Origin of the sequence: Coprobacter secundus subsp. similis (assembly GCF_015097275.1) — a bacterium.
In the GTDB taxonomy this organism is placed as follows: domain Bacteria; phylum Bacteroidota; class Bacteroidia; order Bacteroidales; family Coprobacteraceae; genus Coprobacter; species Coprobacter secundus.
The window spans coordinates 4062614-4082500 of record NZ_AP023322.1; the positions used below are offsets into that span (position 1 = coordinate 4062614).

A 19887-nucleotide genomic window follows, 5' to 3' on the forward strand; every position below is an offset into this window, starting at 1 on the left:
TAGCTTCTTTGTCATTCAACGGGCATTTCGTTCGGAAAGCATCTTCGCGACTTCGAGTTTTGCCTGTTCTCGTGATTTGGAAAATATTTTACGAATACGTTCCATATCGAATTTCAAATTGCGGTCGTATGTGTAGATACCGTTCTTTTCGAGCTCGACGTCTACAATTTGAGTGTAGCAGAATCCCGTAATGTGGTCCATACTCAATACGACATTTACTTGCTCTTCTAACCGTTTGTAGAATTCTTCTATGGTTCTCGGAGGTTTTCCGTATCCCCAGAATTCGTCGGTTCCGGCAACTTCGGCAGTTTTCATTTCCTTAATCCACTGTATTCCTCCGAATTCGTCTATCATATAGGCTTCGCCTTTATAGGGAGCGCTGAAATTAGGATGATGTATGTAGGGATATCCGTTTTCGTCGAGAGAGAGTTGTTTGTAAAGCTCTATCGGGTCCTGAACGTATGTATGTTCGGCATATATGTCGGTAAATCCTGCGTGATAACCTCCACTGGCAGATACAACCGGGCGTGTACGGTCGAGCCTTTTTGTGATAAAATAGAGGTCGTTGGTCAATCGAGCGCGTTGTCCGTCGATGTCTTCTTTCCATGTCTCGTTGAGTGGAGACCAAGCGACTAATGATGTAGCATTATAGTCACGGGCCACGCATTCTTCCCATTCGGTAATCATGTTACGTGCAGCGAGCGGACTTGTCCAATCCATTCCCCAACTTGCCGATTCGCCCCAAGTGAGATATCCTAATTTGTCTGCCCAATAGAAATATCTTTGTTCGAAAACTTTCTGGTGCAGTCTTGCTCCGTTGAATCCGGCTTCTTTGGCAAGGATAATGTCTTTTTTGAGTTGTTCGTCATCGGGTGCAGTCCACTGTCCGTCGGGGTAGTATCCTTGGTCAAGAACAAGTCGTTGATAGTATGGTTCATTGTTGAGATAGAATGTCTTTCCGCGCAGTTCCACTTTTCTCATTCCGGCGTAGGACTTTACTTTGTCTATCGTATTGCCTTCGGCATCTAATACAGAAAATTCTATGTCGTACAAGAAAGGTGATTCGGGTGACCATGTTTTTATGTTTTTGATTTTAGCACTTATGAAGGCATTGTCACTTGCCGGTACTTTCTGAGAATAAACTTCTTTCCCGTTGTCCAGTACACGGACCTTGAATGTTGCGTTTAGGTCTAAATCGTAAAATACAGGTTCGAAAACGAATTGCTTGTTGTCCAAATCGGGGGTGATGCGGCAGAGTTTCAGCCCGCCTTTTGAAACGGCTTCGAGCCATACGGTCTGCCAAATACCCGTTACACGAGTATACAGGCAACTGTAGGAATATAATCGGCGCGATTGTTTACCTGCGGTTTGAAGCTGTGACCGTAAGTCATCTTGTACATATACAATAAGGTCATTTTCACTACCGGCTTTTACATATGCCGTAATATCTATGGCAAAAGAGGAAGAGCCTCCGTAATGAACAAAAATCTCTTCACCATTTAAATATATGGTAGATTTGTAATCTACTCCTCCGAAATTGAGCAGGATGCGTTTGCCGTCCCAATTTTGAGGAATGGAGATTTTGCGATGATACCACATGGCATTGATGAAGTCTTTATGATTTACGCCAGATAATGGGCTTTCGGGACAGAATGGTACGGTAATAGGACGATCAAATCCTTTGGATTTGAATAGTGAGCGCTCTAAACCGCTTTGGGAAAAATCGAATTCATAACTCCAAGTACCATTGAGGTTGATCCACTCGGTTCTTTCGAATTGTGGTCTCGGATATTCGGGGCGTGGAATCTCTGAATTGGCACTTGCAAAAATTGCAGAAGATAAAAGTAATAATGATAAAAGAGTTTTTTTCATAATTTTATATTGTGTTCTTTGTGATATCAGAATTTATGTTTTTTATTGTTTAAAAAATGTATTGCAAATATAGAATACGGGCTTTTTAACGAAGGGTAAAAATGTTTCGAAAGCAGGTGTTTTTGTGCATACAGAGTTATTTGGATATATTTTTATTTATATAATAATGGTGTGTGGAGAGGAATGTTTTTATTGATTTTTTAAGAAAATGATGTATGTGATGATAAATTATTATGTTTTTTCTTTTTTGAATGTACGGATTGAAAGAGTGGGTATCGTTCTATGATAAAGTTAGGAATATCGACATTTCGTATTCAGAATTTTTTATTGCTAAAATAGTAAGGATGAAAAATAGGTATCGTATAGCAAATTATCAATATTTTCAATTTTTTTATTTGGGTATTTAAACGGTTTTTGGAGTTTATTTTTGTCGTCTGTTTCTATATTGCTTAAATGAAGGTACGGCATACTCTGTTCTGATATAATTTGGTGGGAATAGAGGTTGTGGTTGTCAATGGGATGTGTGTTATTGGAGATGTCACGGGTTGCTTTTTTGTGAAAGGGTTAATAAAATAAGCGGACTACATTAAGAATATGCAGCCCGCCTTTCACTGGAAATATCACATCAATAAATAAAAGCCTTGTTTATTAGTTTTCTTCGGGTTTCGTATATTGTACATTGAATGTATAGTAATCGGTCCCTTTGGGATTAGTGGCGTTGAATGACAGGTTGTGTGCTTTTATTTTAAACACAATAGTTACGTTTTCGTGATAATATGGTAAATGGAACGATTTCCAAGGATATTTTTTTGATGTTTTTTTTATATCGCCTTGGTCGAATACCAACAAGAGTGTATCGGTTTTTATCGAACCTTCTTCGTGAAGGCCTGATATTCCTTTCATTAATTGTAATGTGGGTTGCCCGGTTTCGGTTTCGTACATAGCTGTTTGGAACGTGATAATGTTATTCACCTTGTCATAGAGGTATGTAATATAGGGCGTAGACATGTCTAACAACGAGTCACTGGTACTGAAAGCTGCGTTATTCTGCTCTGAGAAAGCATTGCATTCTCCTACTGTGAAATAGTCGGCTTCCCCGTTAAGAGTGGCAGCGTATATTCCGTCTTGGTTGGCAGAGGCAGGCTGTTCGTCCCAATTGATAGTGAATCCTGTAAAAACGCGCTGGTTTACATGGCTGTCAGGATTTATCTGTTCACTTTGAATACAAAGTCTGCTATCATCGAATTGTATATACTTGGTCCCCATTGCTGTCTGTTTTATCGTACCTACACCATAGGAGGTGAGGATATTACCGTTGTCTTTCAAACATCCCGTCAGCATTACTGAAGCGACAGCCATCAAGGCAAAGCTGATTTTTTTCATCATTTTCATACAGTTGGTCTTGTTTTTAATTGCTTTTTATTAATTAATAATTGTTTTGCTAATATGATTAAAAGTTTGTTCTTAGTCCTAATTGTACTGTAAAGTTTACAGGACGGTCGTGCCACAAGTTGGGGATGTTACTGTTGTCCACATAATAAGAAACTCCGGGCTCAATATAAAGTTCGGCCATCTTATGGAATGCATAAGCAGCTCCCGCTTTGGCGTGAAACGACCATTGTACTCTATGGTCTCTTATATCTTCAGACAATTTGGCGTCTTTATTGTCATTTTGTGTATTTTCTGTTCGTCGTCCGCTTACATTGAAGTCGGCTTTTGCTCCTATTGCCGCATAGAATGATGCATTCTGTATATGAGCAAAACGATATATCGCGTTTAATGGTATGCCTACGTAGTGAAGTTCTTGTTTCCCTTTTCTGTTGTTACTGGCAGTTTTATAGTCAGACCGTAGTAAAGTATATACTATTCCGCTTTCTAATCCCCAATTACGAGGCAGTTTTTTCTCTACGGTAATACCAAAAGAAATAGGTACCTTATGCATAAACTTGAGAGGCTCTTCTGCCGAATAGAGATTGAGCTCATCATCTATTTCCATGGCACTACGTGTGAGAGGCCTGTTTTCCATATTTTTATTTCCGGGCAATGAGTTGGATGCCATAAGTCCTATGGAGAATCCATGCTCATCATGTTTGGAATTGAGTATCTGTTCGTAATCGGACTCTTGCAGTTGTTGCCCTGCTGATTCGAATTCTTTCAGTTTGCGCTCGTATTCTTCTTGTGAAATGGATTGAGGCCGGTTTGTTACCGATGTTTCAGCCAATAAAGGCCGGTTCTCCTTGTTTTCGACAGGAGAAGCAATGGTGTGCGGCTCTGCCTCGACTTTGATTTCTTGTTCCGGAGTTGTTCTTACTTGGACATCTATATGATGTTTATCCGCATTTTTTGTTTTCTGTTTTTTTAGAGATATTGGACTCCGAGTATCATCGACCCAAAGAATTTCTTCAGAGGATTTGTCGATGTTCTGGTGTGGTGTCGGTATCTCCTGTTTTTCGGGTAACGTAATGGATATAGGCTCATTATTGACTGCCAGATGGTTGCCTGATTCCGGCCGGTATAGGAACATGAACGCAGTAAACCCTCCTATCAGCAAAGCAGCACAAGCTGCTGCATAGCGATAGACAGGCTTCATCCAAACTGTCTTTTTGCGAGGCAGCTCGTTCTCTATTTTGGACCAAAGGTCCTGAGGAACGTCGGCTTCGTAATCTTTCAGTTTCGATTGAATGATATGTTCAAATCGCTTGTCGTCCATTGTTATTATTAATACCTTATTTCTTTAATTAACCTGTATTTCTTATAAATCGTTCATCTAAAAGGTTCTAATTTTTTTTGGAGCAATTTTTTTGCTCTTGTAAATTGAGACCTTGATGTACTCTCATTTATGCCTAATGCTTCGGCTATTTCTTTATGCGAATAACCTTCAATGGCAAACATGTTGAACACGGTTCTAAATCCTGTCGGCAACTCCCGTACCAGCTCCATCAGTTCATCTGCCGATATTTTTTCGAGAGCCGAGTAATCGGGCTCTTTTAAAGTATCGGGACTGTCTATATCGACAGTCTCACGGAGGATGTCATTTTTTCGCAAATATTCAAGCGCGGTATTTACAAAAATTTTACGCATCCAACCTTCGAACGATCCATTACCGCTGTATGTACCTATAGCTGTAAAAACTTTAATGAACCCATCTTGCAACAAATCTTGCGCACTTTCCCTATCGTTGGTATAACGCAGGCAAACGGCCATCATTTTGCGAGCATAGGTTTCGTAAAGCTCTTTTTGCGCTTTCGGTTTATTTTCTTTACAACCTTTTATAAGTTGTATTTCATCCATTCGGTAATGTTTCTTTTTTACCGTGCGCTATTAGTAAGATGCAAATAGTTTACTGATAGCTGCACGGCTTTTATGTTTTTTAACTAAGCTTGTGTATTACAAGTCCGGAACGAAGTTTAGGTTCAAACCATGTTGTTTTGGGGGGCATGATGTTTCCGGTATCGGCAATGTCCATGAGTTGCTTCATCGATACAGGGTATAATGCGAGAGCTACACGCATTTCTCCACTGTCGACACGTTTTTGAAGTTCACCCAGTCCACGTATGCCTCCGACGAAATCGATTCTTTTGTCGGAACGCAGGTCAGTGATACCCAGTATGTCACGTAAAATGAGGTCCGATGATATGGTGACGTCGAGTACTCCGATAGGGTCATTTTCTTTATAGGTTCCCGGTTTGGCCGTGAGCGAATACCAGTTGTGATTGAGGTACAAAGCGAAATTGTGCAGAGCAGCGGGCTTGTATATTTCGGAGCCTTTTTTTTCGATAAAGAAGTGCTCTGATATTTTTTCGAGAAATTGTTCGTCAGTGAGTCCGTTAAGGTCTTTTACTACTCGATTATAGTCGATAATGTTGAGTTGTGAAGCGGGGAAACATACTGCCAGGAAGAAGTTATATTCTTCGTCTCCGTTATGATTGGGGTTTGCTTTTGCTTTTTCGGCTCCTACGAGAGCTGCTGCTGCTGTCCTGTGGTGGCCATCGGCGATATAGAGGTAAGGTATCTGGGCAAATAACCGGGTGATGCGGTCTATGGTTTCCGGATTATCTATTATCCAGAAATGATGTCCGAACCCATCGGGTGCAATGAAATCGTATTCTGCAGGATGGGATGTTGTCTCTGCAACGATTTGGTCTATTTCCTTGTTGTCGGGATAGGCGAAAAATACAGGTTCTATATTGGCATCGTTTATCCGGACATGTTTCATCCGGTCTTCTTCTTTGTCGCGGCGGGTAAGTTCGTGTTTTTTGATAACACCGTTGAGGTAATCATCGACATTAGCGCCTACGACGAGTCCGTATTGTGTACGTCCGTTCATGGTCTGGGCGTATACGTAATATCTTTCGGTCGGGTCTTGTTGCAGCCATCCTTTTTCCTGAAACTTCTTGAAGTTTTCTATGGCTTTTTGATATACTTTGGGATCGTGTTCGTCGGTTCCCGGAGCAAAGTCTATTTCGGGTTTAATGATATGGTAAAGCGACTTTTCGTTTCCTGCGGCTTCGTTCCTCGCTTCTTCCGAGTTGAGAACGTCGTAAGGACGCGATGCTACTTGCTCTACAAGTTCTTTTGGAGGTCTTACTCCTTTGAAAGGTTTTATCCGTGCCATGAGTATGTCGAATTATGGGGAATATCGTTTTTCCCGAATTTGGTGTCATTGAGATTGCCGATATTCATAAGTTAACTATAAGTAAATTTTTTGCGAAAATAATATTTAAAAAGGAAAGAGCGTCAAGAGCTGAAATTTTTTTTATTTTCTTTTACTCTATATTTTGTGGAGTTTTTGGAATCGGCTGGGACTTTATCGCAGTGTTTCGGGCAACCGATACCGGATTTTTAGAACTGTTCGGGATTTGTAATAGACGGATATTTTGAATTCCGGATTGCCTGCAAGTCTCTCCGGGAATTTTTATTTTATATTTCGATTTCGGCGAAGTTCCAGGAAAGCTTATGACAATAATCGTCTATTAATACAGAAAGAGTAAACAATCCGTTATCAATTGTTTACTCTTTGTAGTGTCCTTAACGGGTTCTTATTTGTTTACTTTGAATTTGTCGATGCCTTCTTTGAGGAAGCCTACTGATTGCTTGGCTGCTGCGATACCGGCGTTGATGTTGGCTTCGGCTGTTTGAGCTCCCATCTTTTTCGGAGTGAAGAAATAGCGGCCTTCAAATTTTTCGGCAAATACAGATGCGTTGTCCGGCTTAATATCGGATATGTATTTGAAGTCAGCACGGTCTTCCATCAGTTTTACGAGTTCTTCTTCGTCAATTACTTCTTTGCGGGCTGTATTGATAAGTACTGCCCCTTTGGGCATTTGCTTAAGCAGATTGTAATTGATTGATTTTTTCGTTTCCGGAGTGGCCGGGATGTGTAATGAGATGTATTGGCAGGTTGAGTACATTTCGTTAATATCTGTAATCGGTTTTACCCCCTCGGCTTCTATAGCTTCAGCAGGGCAATAGGGGTCGAAGGCGTATATTTCCATGCCAAATCCTTTGGCAATACGAGCAACGTTACGGCCGACTTGTCCGAAAGCGTGTATACCTAATTTTTTCCCTTTCAGCTCGGTGCCGGATGTTCCATTATAAAAGTTACGAACCAGCATTACGGCCATGCCAAATACAAGTTCGGCAACGGCATTTGAGTTTTGTCCGGGGGTGTTCATCACACATACACCGTTTGCTGTTGCTGTTGCCAAATCTATATTGTCATATCCTGCACCTGCACGTACAGCAATTTTTAGTTTTTTTGCTGCGTTCAATACTTCGGCATCGAGAATGTCGCTTCTTACAATTACACCGTCTACGTCGGCAATGGCTTCGATAAGTTTACTTTTTTCTCCATATTTTTCCAGGAGAATCATTTCGATACCGGCTTTGTCCAGTTCTTTTTTGATTCCTTCTACGGCAATGGCAGCAAAAGGTTTGTCTGTAGCTACTAATATTTTCATGTTTTTATTTTTTTATATCTGTCACTGCTACGTGCCACTCGGCTAAACAGTGGCAGATGTGATGTTTTTTTTAAAAGCGGAGAGTTGTCTCAAAACAACGTATAATGGCGTTGGTTTATGAGACAACTCTCTAATTGTATTGTACTGTATTAGAAAATTAGTGATTCTTTTCGAATTCTTTCATTGTCTCGATAAGAGCTTCTACACTTGATTTCGGCATCGCATTGTATATAGATGCCCGGAATCCGCCTACTGAGCGGTGACCTTTGATACCTATCATTCCTTTGCTGGTTGCAAATTCGGCAAATTCGGTTTCGAGGTCTTTGTATTCGTCGTTCATAACAAAGCATACATTCATGATAGACCGGTCTTCTTCTTTGGCAGTACCTCTAAAGAGCTTGTTCCTATCTATTTCATCGTATAAGATGGCTGCTTTTTCAAGGTTCATCTTTTCGAGTACCTTTACACCTCCGAGTTGTTTGTAATATTTGAGTGTCTGCAATGCAGAGAATACCGGCAAGCAAGGCGGTGTATTGAACATAGAACCTTTCTTGATGTGGGTACGATAATCAAGCATAGTAGGTATAGCCCGCTCTACATGTCCGAGAGCACCTTCTCTGACAATGGCAATGGTTACTCCGGCGGGAGCCAGATTTTTTTGAGCTCCGGCATAGATTATATCGTACTTGGCAACGTCGATAGGACGGGAGAATATGTCGGACGACATGTCGGCTACTAACGGAACTTTAACGTCCGGGTCATAGCGCATTTCCGTACCAAAAATCGTATTGTTGGTCGTGATATGGAAATAGTCAGCGTCTTCGGGTACGGTATAGTTTTTAGGGATATATGTGAAGTTATCTTCTTTGGAAGAAGCAACGACATCGACTTCACCGAAGAGCTTGGCTTCTTTTATGGCATTTACAGCCCACGTACCTGTTTCCAGATAGGCAGCTTTCTTTTTCAATAAATTAAAGGGCACCATACAGAATTGCATGCTGGCACCGCCTCCTACAAAAACAACATCATAACCTTCAGGTACTTCCAACAACTCTTTTACGAGAGCTCTGGCTTCGTCCATAACGGCAACAAATTCTTTACTTCTGTGGGAGATTTCCAATAGTGATAGTCCGGTTCCTGCAAAGTCCAATACAGCATCAGCTGTATTTTTAATGGTGTACTCACTTAAGATAGAAGGCCCTGCATAAAAATTGTGCTTCTTCATTTGATCGTTTTTATAGTTAATTATATTGTTTTTTGTCTGTTTCTCAGATATTGTAATAATGATGCGAAATTAATATTTTTTTTGTGTACGACAAAGAAATAAGCTACAATTTGAATTTAATTTGATGTAATTTTTGTCTATTTGTTAGTGTGTGAAGATTTTAGCGAACAATCCTTTAAATATTTGATGAAATATACTGGCAAAAGTTGTGTGTTTGCGTAAAATTTTGTTGTTGTTGTCAGTGGCGTACTGTGGGGAGTGCAATAAGGATATTACGAGCTTAATCCTGTTTCGAAAAAAAGGTGCAGTGTTTTGCTATCTATAATTACACCTATTTTCGAAACAGAGAGGGGGTCGCAAATGTATTATTTTATGATAATTTTTTGTGCTGTATTCGTGTTGTTAGCGGTCACTACAACCATATAGATTCCGGAGGTATGTATATTTATCCGGGTCGTATTTGCCAGGTTTTTGTCTATAGTATTTATCAATTGTCCTGTGATGTTATATAGGTGTATGGTTTGTATGTCGGATGCCGAGGTTATTATGATGTCTTTTCCTTGTGTGTAGATGTATATCGGATTAGCGGTTTGGCTTTTCTTTATATCGGTAGTAATATCGTTTCGCCAGATATGTATGGGCAGTCCTCCATTTATGTTTCCAGACTCGAGGTCTGTTTTCCATGCCGGAAATTCTTGTTCAGCATTGAGCTCGGTTACAAATTCGGCGGTTTTCATTTCTTCTATTGTTTTTTTGATAGCAGTGTTGGCATTATTTTCGTCCCCGTTTATATAATAACAGTTTGAGACGGTAGCTTTTACACTACTGGCTTTGGTCAATATCCCTCCTGTGCGAGAGTCGTTTCCTGTGGAGGCAATATTCCCTGCCGAATAGCAATTACTGATACTGAAACCGGTGTTGTCATCGAGTCGTCCGATTATGCCGCCTGTGTAGTTTTTTCCGGAGATGTTTCCTGTAGAGTAACAGTTGGCAACTGAAAAAGCTTTGGTCGAACGGAACATACCGATGAGGCCTCCGGTGTTATCTCCTGAAGCTGTAACGTCAGCATCGCTGAAACACCCGCTTATCACATGCCCCTCTGTATTGATATAACAACGCCCCACCAAGCCTCCGACACGTTCTTTGCCCATGACGGAACTGTTGCCGGTAATACCCAGATTCAGAATCGTTGCGTTGTAAACGTATCCGAAAAGCCCTACTCCCGATGTGGTCGGCCGGTTTACATAGAGATTGGAAATAAGGTGCGAGTTGCCGTCGAATGTGCCTCTGAAGCTGATATCATCGGATGTCCCTATCGGAGACCACTCCTTCCCCCCGAGGTCTATATCGTTCATAAGTACGAAGTACTGTCCGGTGAAGGTTTCCCCCCCGTTTACCTGCCGGCTCAATAGTGCCAGGTCCTGGGGCGAATGTATCTGCCATGGATTTCTTTCACTGCCATCTCCTCCGGAAAATTCTTCAGAAACTGATATCCCGTCCCAAGTACTGGCGGCGAATGTTGTAACACTAAATGCATACAATAACAAGAATGTAAAAGTAAATAATTTTTTCATGATTGTTGGTTTTAGTAATTTGACAAATGTTTGTTTGTATTTTGTATTGGCAAATGTATTCGGTCGGTGTAAGTATTCGGGGGAAATGGTGTTCGAATTAGGGGATATATTTGTACAAAAAGCAAATTAGTTTCTTTCTATATTTGTGTTATACCTTATCTATATTGGGGAAAATTCGTTCCTTGTTTTATTATTTGCAAAGGATGCTTTTTTATTTTTTCAATAAATATTTTCGGAAAATATTATGGAAATTTTCATTTTTCAGACAATAAGGATTGTGGGCTATTTGTATTTTTTTGTCCTCCGAATCGTATTATCTTATCCCGTAAAGATGGTATCAGGGGGATACTTTTGTAAAAAGTTTATTTGTCCACAATTTTTGAAATTCAATTCGCATTATGAAAAAGTTTATTGTAATTGTAATATCTTTTCTTACTATTTTACAGGTGCCCGTGTCTGGTGAAATAAGGCGTATCAAGTTGGGGGGATTGCCCCAGCATCCAAGAATATTGCTATTGAAAAACGAAGAACAGAGTATCAGACGTTTTATTTCTTCGGATGTCTGTTGGGAGAAGATACATGAGACAATACTTACCGAGAGTGAGAAGTTGTTGTCCGTACCTCCTATAGAACGGGTTATGGTCGGCCGGCGGTTGCTCGATGTGTCACGAAAGGCTTTGCGTAATATTTTTTTCTTATCTTATTCCTATCGTCTTACGAATGATAAAGCGTATGCCGAACGGGCTGAGAAAGAACTTCTGGCTGTTGCTGCTTTTAAAGACTGGAATCCGTCACATTTCCTGGATGTGGGTGAGATGACTATGGGAGTAGCTATCGGCTATGACTGGTTATATGACTGGCTTTCAGAGGAATCTAAATCAATTGTGCGGAATGCTATTATTGAAAAAGGTATCAAGCCATCCATGGACGATAGATATAATGATTTTATAACGGCCCATAACAATTGGAGCCAGGTATGTAATACGGGTATTGCTTATGGTGCTTTGGCAATAGCGGAGGATGAGCCTGCTTTGGCTGAGGAAATGTTGCACAGGTCTGTCAATAATATTTATATGGCTGATTATGCTCCGGATGGGGCTTATCCTGAAGGTGCGGGGTACTGGAGTTATGGAACTTCTTATAATGTAATGTTTATCAGTGCTTTGGATAAGGCTTTTGGTACGGATTTCGGATTGTCCGAAACTCCGGGATTTAAACAAACGGCCGAATATGCGCAACATGTAATTGCGAATGATTACCATATTTTTAATTATAGTGACAGTGACGAGTATGGACGTACTGGGTTGAATACAACGTTATTTTGGTTTGCCCGGAAGTATGATGACGGGACATTGTTGTGGATGCAGAAGAGGGAATTGGAGAGATTGAACAAATTAGGAGGATATCGTCTTTTGCCGGCTTTGATGGTATGGGCCAATGGTATAAAACAGCGTACGATATTACCTCCGAAAAAAAAGATGTTTACGGCTCAGGGTAAATCTCCGGTCTGTTTTATGAGGACGTCATGGACAGATAAGAAAGCTATTTTTTTAGGTTTTAAGTTAGGCTCGCCTTCGGTCAGCCATGCGCATATGGATATCGGTTCTTTTGTTATGGTGGCCGATGGAGTACGTTGGGCTTGTGATTTTGGGATGCAGCAATATGAGTCTTTGGAGTCAAAAGGGTTGGATATATGGAACAGAGAACAGAATTCTCAAAGATGGCAGGTATTCAGGTATAATAATATGGCTCATAACACGCTGACATTTGACAATCAATTGCAAAGAGTCAAAGGGTACGCTAAGGTAGACCGCTGGGGAGAGTCTGATAAATTGATGTTTGCCGTATCGGACTTGACGGATATGTATCGTGACCGGGTGTCGGAAGTAAAAAGGGGGGTAGCAATTGTAGGTGAAAAAAATCAGTATGTGGTAGTTCGTGATGAGATAGAGGGTGGTAAAGAACTTTCAACAGTACGGTGGAACATGCTGACCGAGTGTCGGGCTGAGATGATAGGGGACGGTAAGGCTGTATTGGTAGCAAAGAATGGGAAAAGACTGGTATTGCGGGTGGATTACCCGAAAGGGGTGAAAGTGTGTACCTGGTCTACAAAGTCTCCTAATAGCTGGGATGCCGGGAATAAGAATACCGTTTTTGTCGGGTTTGAGTATAAGGTGCCTGCGGGTGAGAAGGTCGTATTACAGGTAAGTCTTTTGCCGGGGAAGAAGGATAATGGACTTTTGTATAATAAGGAATTGGTTAACTGGTGAGTTTAAAATTTAGTTCTATGAAAACATTTTTATTTTTTATTTTTAGTGTGTGCTGTTCTGCATTGTATGCTGTTCCTGTCTGGGACGGGATATCAGTTTCTGAAGAATTTTCCGGAGGAGATGGCAGTGAAAGAAATCCATGGCAGATACATTCGCCCCAGGACCTGGCACTATTGAGCCGGCAGGTAAACGGGGGGGAAACCTTCACCGGACAGTACTTCGTACTTATGAACGATATAGACCTCGGGGGGAAGGAGTGGTCTCCGATAGGGACATCCGATGATATCAGCTTCAGAGGCACATTCGACGGCAACTCGCACCTTATTTCCAATCTCTATGTAAACCGGCCGACCACATCGGGAGTAGGGCTTTTCGGATACGTTTACAACGCAACGATTCTGAATCTGGGTATTACCGGCAACAGTTCCGTCATGGGCAAAGAACGTGTCGGAGGCTTGGTGGGGCGTTGTTATATCAATACAGAGGGGCATGTGATAAGCGGGTGTTTCAGCGATGCTGACGTTGCAGCTTCGAATAATAGTGCTGGAGGGCTGATAGGAATATTTCGTTCTACAAAGGCTTTTTCGGTGGAGGACTGTTATTCTGCCGGGAATGTAACCAGCTATAATTATACGGGTGGAATATTGGGACAATTGGATCAGAATACAGATTTCAGTATCAGTAATTGTTATTCGTCAGGAATGATTTCGTCTGTTTCTGAAAGTCCCCGTACGGGTGGAATATTGACGAAAGTAAGCAGCATTCGGGCTATTGTCTCGAATTGCTATTATATAAACGGGGATGAAAGTAATGCTAACTCGGCGTTGAGGAAAACGGCAGAAGAAATGAGGTCGAAGGAGTTTGTGGAGTTGCTGAATAATCATCGGGAGTCATTGCCTTGGAAAGCAGATTTTGAGAACCCTGTATTGAATGGAGGGCTGCCGATTCATAACTGGCGGGAACCTTTGTCTATCGAGTTGAACATGAATGAGATAGTGATTGCTACTCTTGTCGATAAGCCTAAGAGTATGGAGCTTATCTGTACATTGGGGTTTGTTTGTAGTCTCGATAATATTGTCTGCGAGCTTGGTGATTCTTCTCCTTTTTCGGTAGCGGGAAAGAGTGAACTCAGCGGTAATCGTGTACAGATTACGGTTGTACTCGACAGTGAGATTACGGGTGAATTTTCTGATATGTTGAGGGTACGTTTTTCTTCTCAGGGAGCCGAGCTTAAAATACCATTGCGGGGTTCTGTATTTGAGAATGCTGCAATATTGTTGTCGACAGACGAACTGGAGTTCAATGTATGCGAAGGAGAGGGAATGTCTTTACAATTTATGCTTTCGGGAGCTAATCTTGCGAATGATGTGCTGTTGTCGGTAAGGGGTGATGCTGCTTATTTTACACTTGATAAAAATCGTATTGCTGCGGATGAGGTAAATGCGGGAATTCCGGTTACGGTGACTTTTGACGGGAAGGCCAATGCGGAAGCTACGGTAGAGATGACATCATTGTCGGGTACAGGAGATGAGATAACGGCTTCGTTGCGACTTACGGGGAAAATGGCTCCTGCACCGGTTTTTACGGAGGCAGCGATAGCATCGGGAGGATATGATTATGTTGCCGTGCGGGTGGCATCGGATAGTATAACTACGGTTTATTATGTATTAAAAACTGAGCCGGATGGAAAAATGACGGCAGATTTGATAAGGAAAAGTCCTGATAAAAAGTGTAAATATTTGGAGTTTCCTTTTGTGGCTGAGGGGATATTGTTGGAGAATCTGGATGCATCGATAAAGTATTATTTGTACTTGGCTTTGGCAAAAGGGGACAAAATGGAGTGTCTGTCGTTCGTCCCGGGACCAGAACTTTCTGTGGGGATGGAACATCGGGACGATTGTCGTGTGTGGGCTACCAAGGGAGGAATATGTGTTGTCTCAGACTTTTCCGGCCCTGTCGGTGTATCGATTTATAATTTGAAAGGAGTGCTATTGAAGACGGTAGTTTCCATGCAGAATGAGATATGGGTCGATATGAATGGCAAAGGTGTCTATGTCGTTGTCATTACCTCTGCTGACGGTCGTTATGTAAAAAAGCTGGTTTTGGACTGATAGTGTCGGGAGATGATTGAGATGAGAGAGTTAAATTTTAAGGTTGGGAAGATGAAATATTTCAAATTTATATTTTTACTGGGTGCATTTGTGTTTTGCCAAATGGCGGCTATGGCTCAGGAGCGGAGGGTTTCGGGAAAGGTTTCTGATGAGAATGAGCAACCTCTTGCCGGGGTTGTCGTGAGGGCTTTGGAGGATAATGCCGGAACTATGACCGACAAGGATGGCCGGTATTCGTTGAAGATTGCGGATGGAGTGAAGAGGCTGGAATTTTCAATGTTGGGCTATACTAAGATTGTGAAATCTTTAGGCGATAAGACAGTTGTCAATGTTAAGATGACCGAGCAGGATAAACGGTTGTCCGAGGTGGTGGTTATCGGTTATGGTGCCGTTTCGAAAAAAGACCTTACCGGAGCTGTGGGACAAGTGAATGTGGAAGATTTGGCGAAAGCTCCGGTGGGGTCTTTTGCCGAGGCTCTGGCGGGGAGAGTATCGGGCGTACAAGTGTCGTCGGTCGACGGGCAGCCCGGAGCAGAGAATAGTATTATTATTCGTGGTGCCAATTCATTGACGCAGAATAATTCCCCGTTGTTTGTCGTAGACGGCATACCGATGGAAGATTTTGATCCGGCTTCGCTTAGTGCCGAGGATATAAAATCGATGAGTGTGTTGAAAGATGCATCGGCAATCGCTATCTATGGTTCACGTGCGGCAAATGGTGTAATTGTGATTACGACCCAGAAAGGTATGGTCGGTAAACCTATTGTATCGTTTAGTGCCAAAGTAGGTTTTCCCCGTATGACAAACTGGATAGAGATGATGGATGCTTATGAGTATGTGAAGTATTTGGAAGAATATGATGAAAGTCGGGCAAGGTTGCTTTATTTTCAGGATGGCAAGACGTTGGAAGATTATAGGAATGCGCCGGGTATCAATTGGCAGAAACAGATTTCGGCTTCTAATCCGATGACGATGATTTATGATTTGTCGGTAAGAGGCGGTACACCACAAACCCGCTATTCGATTTCTGGTTCGTATTATGGACAAGATGGGATTATCAGTAATTCGGGAAATTCATCTTTCCGGGGGCGGGCGAGTATAGACCAGATGATTCGTTCCAAATTCAAAGTAGGTGTCGATGTGACGGGTAGCCATAATAAAAATTACGGACAGCTGATTTCATCGGAGGGAATAAGTTCAACGACAATTACTAATTTGCTATACCGGGTATGGGCGTATCGTCCGTATAGTCCTAATTCAGATTTGGAGGAGTTATTGGTGGACGATGACATGTATTCGAATAATGATTTTCGTATCAATCCGGTACTTTCCAATTCGAACGAGTTTCGAGAACAAATCAGAGACGATTTGAGGGTAACAGCATATATGGAGTACAAACCGACCGGTTATCTGACGATAAATGTGCGGGGGGCAGTAAATAACAGAAAAGAGTCTACGGAGAATTTTAATAACAGCAATACAATAAATGGAAGTCCGTATAATAATCGCAATACAAAAGGACAATGGGGCAGTGTGTCGCATTATCAACGTACGATATATACTAATGAGAATACGATAACTTTCGATAGGAAGATACGAGATGTGCATCATTTGAACGTGGTAGGTGGAGCGTCGTTTGAGTTGGGTGTTACCAAATCGGATGGTATGACGGCCATTAATGTCCCTTATGATGAGTTGGGTATTTATGGTTTGGGTATGGGGGTAGCAAACGGGGTTTCCTATTCTTACGGTGATTATACAATGGCTTCTTTTTATGGACGCGCCAATTATGTTTATGACTCGCGATATCTCTTTACAGTAACGATGCGTGCCGATGGTTCTTCTAAATTTGCTCCAGGGCATAAATGGGGATATTTTCCTTCGGTAGCAGCATCGTGGAATGTCGCAGAGGAGGAGTTTTTAAGGTATGTACCTCAGATTTCGTCGTTGAAACTGAGAACGAGTTATGGTGTGACAGGAAATAATCGTATAGGCAATTATGATTATATGGCTTCGCTGGACTCCGGAATAAAAAATTATTATTCTTTTGGTAACCAGACTCCGTCGTTGGGCGTGGGAACTTCGAGATTGGCCAATCCTAAATTGAAATGGGAAGAGACAAAACAATTCGATGCGGGTATCGATTTCTCGATATTGAATAACCGAATTTCCTTTACAGTCGATTATTACAATAAATATACGGATAATTTGTTGCTGAACTCTCAGATTCCCGCCAGTACGGGATATACGTATGCCATGCAGAATATTGGAAAGGTGAGAAACTCGGGTTGGGAGTTTTCGTTTGAGAGTACGAACATCAAGACTCCTGTTTTTGCTTGGAAGTCAGGATTTAATATCAGTTTTAATCGGAATAAAGTGTTGAAATTGAACAATGATCAGAACAACCGTCTGGATTTTGCCCGTTTCCAAACGACTTACAACAATACGCCTATGTACATTACGGAAGTGGGCAAACCGATGGGATTGTTTTATGGCTTTATTTTTGACGGGATATATCAGACGAGTGATTTCAGGAATTTGACGGAGGGGATTTATGTATTGAATCCGGGAGTAGCAGATAACGGGAGTTCGGATGTGAGTCCCGGGGTAATTAAATACAAGGACATAAACGGAGACGGTACGATAAATGATTATGATCGGGTAATACTGGGGTCTCCTCATCCTAAACATACGGGAGGTTTTACAAATGATTTTAGTTATTCGACCCGCAGGATAGGGACTTTTACATTGAATGTATTGTTGCAGTGGTCTTATGGCAATAAGGTATTTAATGCTAATCGGTTGATATTTGAAGGAAATGGTACGGCTCAGGTAGGAATAAACCAGTATAAGTCTTATGAGGAGCGCTGGACTCCCGACCATCCGTCTAATACGTTGTTTAAGACGAAAGGGGCAGGGCCTCAGGGTTTTATATCTGACCGTACGCTTGAGGACGGCTCGTATTTGAGGTTGAAAACATTGGAGTTGGGGTATGATTTGCCGCAGAGGTGGATGAAAAAGATAAAGGTGCGCAGCATAAATTTGAATATTGCCGCACAAAATCTGTTTACTTGGACTCGTTATTCGGGATTGGATCCGGAAGTTTCTATTTTGAACAGTGTCTTGACTTCGGGTTTTGATTTTTGTGCTTATCCAAGGGCAAAGACTGTAACGTTTGGTTTTCGTATAAGATTATAATAATGATATATATAAGGAGTCATATTATGAAATTGATATGGATTATTAGTTTAGCTTCGGTAATAGGATTGGCCGGTTTGGGGTGTAGTGATTTTCTGGAGCGAGAGCCTAAGAATATGTTATATCCGGATACGTATTATAATTCGGAGAAGAATCTGGAGGCGGCTCTTACGGGAGTGTATTCAACACTGGGAGATACTTATCTTTATGGCAATAATTATGTGGTGGGGCTGGGTAATGATGCCGATGAGTCCTATTATTTCAGGAGTACATATACTTATGGGCCTGTTATTTATAATCATACGGCAAGTGATGCCGGTGTTTCTAATTTGTGGACGATTTTGTATAAAGGGATAGGCCGAGCGAACTTGTTACTTTATAAACTTCCTCAAGCGGAAGTGGAGGAAAAGGTGAAAGAGCGTATCAAAGGTGAGGCTTTATTTTTACGTGGATATTTCTATTTTTTGTTGGTACAGACGTTTGGCAGTGTACCGTTGGTACTGGAACCTACACTGGTACCTGAGAATATGAGTGTGCCTCAGTCTTCTCCGGCAGATGTTTATGCTCAAATTTTGAAAGATATGAAAATGGCGGAGGGCCTGGTGTTTACGTTGAATGATGTCAATCATGCCGGACGAGTGACACAATCGGCCGTGAGAGGTATATTGGCGAGGGTTTGCCTGTATATGGCAGGCGAGCCGGTCAATGATATTACTAAATACAAGGATGCCCGCTATTGGTGTAAAAAAGTAATGGAAGATACAGAGTTTAAGCACGAACTGAATCCTGATTATCGGCAAGTGTTTATCAATCTTGCACAGGATAAGTATGATACGAAAGAGAGTATTTGGGAGGTCGAGTTTTGGGGCAATCTGTCTGATGCGTATGGCGAGACCGGGATAATCGGCGGTATGAACGGCATTAATAATGATTATGATTCGGAAATAGGGATAGCCCGAGGAATGTATGCAGCGACGGGAACGTTTTATAAGATATATGAGGAGGATGACACGTTGAGACGGGATTGGAACATTGCTCCGTTTACGTACTCTTCTACTCCGGATGAGAAAGATAACAGTAAGTATCATACAGTCAAGGTGTATCATGCTCCGGAGAGTTACTGGCGTCGTTATTTGGGTAAGTACCGTCGGGAGATGGAGACGTTGGTTCCTAAGGCAGCGCATAATACTCCTATCAATTATCCGCTGTTGCGTTATTCGGATGTGTTGTTGATGTATGCCGAGGCTGAGAATGAATTGTTCAAAATGCCTACCGGGGCTGCTTATAATGCTATAAACCAGGTGAGAAGAAGAGCTTTTGGCAAGTTGATGGAGGGTGCTGTAGATGTGGATAAATATGATGTAAGGGGATTGGACTATCGGTCTTTCCAGAAAATTGTACGTGAGGAGCGGTCGAGAGAGCTCTGCTTTGAGTCGTTGCGCAAGGGTGATTTGATACGTTGGGGGATATTCGTGGAGCGTATGCATGAGGTAGCTGATGATATAGAACAGGATATGGCTGATGTGAAAGAGGTGAATTATAAGCCTGCGTCGTATTGTGTAACAGGGTTCCGTAATGTTTCGGAAAAGCATATTTTGCAGCCTATTCCTGCCAAGGAATTGTCTTTGAACAGATTGTTGAAACAAAATCCGTCGTGGTAATAAAAAGTAGTATATA

General features: G+C 41.7%; 12 protein-coding genes. 4 read left to right on the plus strand and 8 right to left on the minus strand.

Annotated elements, in window-relative coordinates:
- Positions 1-15: 15 nt before the first annotated feature.
- The 8 genes from Cop2CBH44_RS16005 to Cop2CBH44_RS16040 form a co-directional block, all read right to left on the minus strand.
- Positions 16-1872: a glycoside hydrolase family 2 protein gene (locus tag Cop2CBH44_RS16005; protein ID WP_021931034.1), complete on the minus strand. Its 1857-nt coding sequence runs from the start codon at positions 1870-1872 to the stop codon at positions 16-18.
- A gap of 648 nt (positions 1873-2520) precedes the next feature.
- Positions 2521-3264 (minus strand): hypothetical protein, encoded by a 744-nt coding sequence (locus tag Cop2CBH44_RS16010; protein ID WP_021931035.1) that lies wholly within the window; start codon positions 3262-3264, stop codon positions 2521-2523.
- A 58-nt stretch (positions 3265-3322) separates the two neighbouring features.
- Positions 3323-4582: a porin family protein gene (locus Cop2CBH44_RS16015; protein ID WP_200755205.1), complete on the minus strand. Its 1260-nt coding sequence runs from the start codon at positions 4580-4582 to the stop codon at positions 3323-3325.
- A 53-nt stretch (positions 4583-4635) separates the two neighbouring features.
- A complete protein-coding gene (locus Cop2CBH44_RS16020; protein ID WP_021931037.1) occupies positions 4636-5163 on the minus strand; it encodes an RNA polymerase sigma factor in 528 nt (175 codons plus the stop codon).
- Positions 5164-5242: 79 nt separating this feature from the next.
- The gene (locus Cop2CBH44_RS16025) at positions 5243-6487 is read right to left on the minus strand and encodes a DUF1015 domain-containing protein (protein WP_044230465.1); all 1245 of its coding nucleotides are present in this window, start codon (positions 6485-6487) and stop codon (positions 5243-5245) included.
- Positions 6488-6911: 424 nt separating this feature from the next.
- Entirely contained in the window at positions 6912-7832 is a 921-nt protein-coding gene (locus tag Cop2CBH44_RS16030; RefSeq protein WP_200755206.1) for an NAD(P)-dependent oxidoreductase, read from the minus strand.
- 157 nt (positions 7833-7989) lie between these two features.
- Positions 7990-9057 (minus strand): 3-phosphoserine/phosphohydroxythreonine transaminase, encoded by a 1068-nt coding sequence (gene serC, locus Cop2CBH44_RS16035; RefSeq protein WP_044230468.1) that lies wholly within the window; start codon positions 9055-9057, stop codon positions 7990-7992.
- Positions 9058-9422: 365 nt separating this feature from the next.
- Positions 9423-10631, minus strand: a complete 1209-nt coding sequence (locus tag Cop2CBH44_RS16040) for a T9SS type A sorting domain-containing protein (RefSeq protein ID WP_200755207.1) — start codon at positions 10629-10631, stop codon at positions 9423-9425.
- A 398-nt stretch (positions 10632-11029) separates the two neighbouring features.
- Between Cop2CBH44_RS16040 and Cop2CBH44_RS16045 the strand changes: the two genes are divergently transcribed.
- The 4 genes from Cop2CBH44_RS16045 to Cop2CBH44_RS16060 are packed head-to-tail and all read left to right on the plus strand — an operon-like array spanning position 11030 to position 19871.
- Positions 11030-12901 (plus strand): heparinase II/III domain-containing protein, encoded by a 1872-nt coding sequence (locus Cop2CBH44_RS16045; RefSeq protein WP_021929210.1) that lies wholly within the window; start codon positions 11030-11032, stop codon positions 12899-12901.
- Positions 12902-12918: 17 nt separating this feature from the next.
- A complete protein-coding gene (locus Cop2CBH44_RS16050) occupies positions 12919-15012 on the plus strand; it encodes a T9SS type A sorting domain-containing protein (RefSeq protein ID WP_200755208.1) in 2094 nt (697 codons plus the stop codon).
- A 51-nt stretch (positions 15013-15063) separates the two neighbouring features.
- The gene (locus Cop2CBH44_RS16055) at positions 15064-18210 is read left to right on the plus strand and encodes a SusC/RagA family TonB-linked outer membrane protein (RefSeq protein WP_074024280.1); all 3147 of its coding nucleotides are present in this window, start codon (positions 15064-15066) and stop codon (positions 18208-18210) included.
- A gap of 26 nt (positions 18211-18236) precedes the next feature.
- Complete coding sequence (locus tag Cop2CBH44_RS16060) at positions 18237-19871, plus strand: RagB/SusD family nutrient uptake outer membrane protein (RefSeq protein ID WP_200755209.1); 1635 nt, start codon at positions 18237-18239, stop codon at positions 19869-19871.
- Positions 19872-19887: the final 16 nt, after the last annotated feature.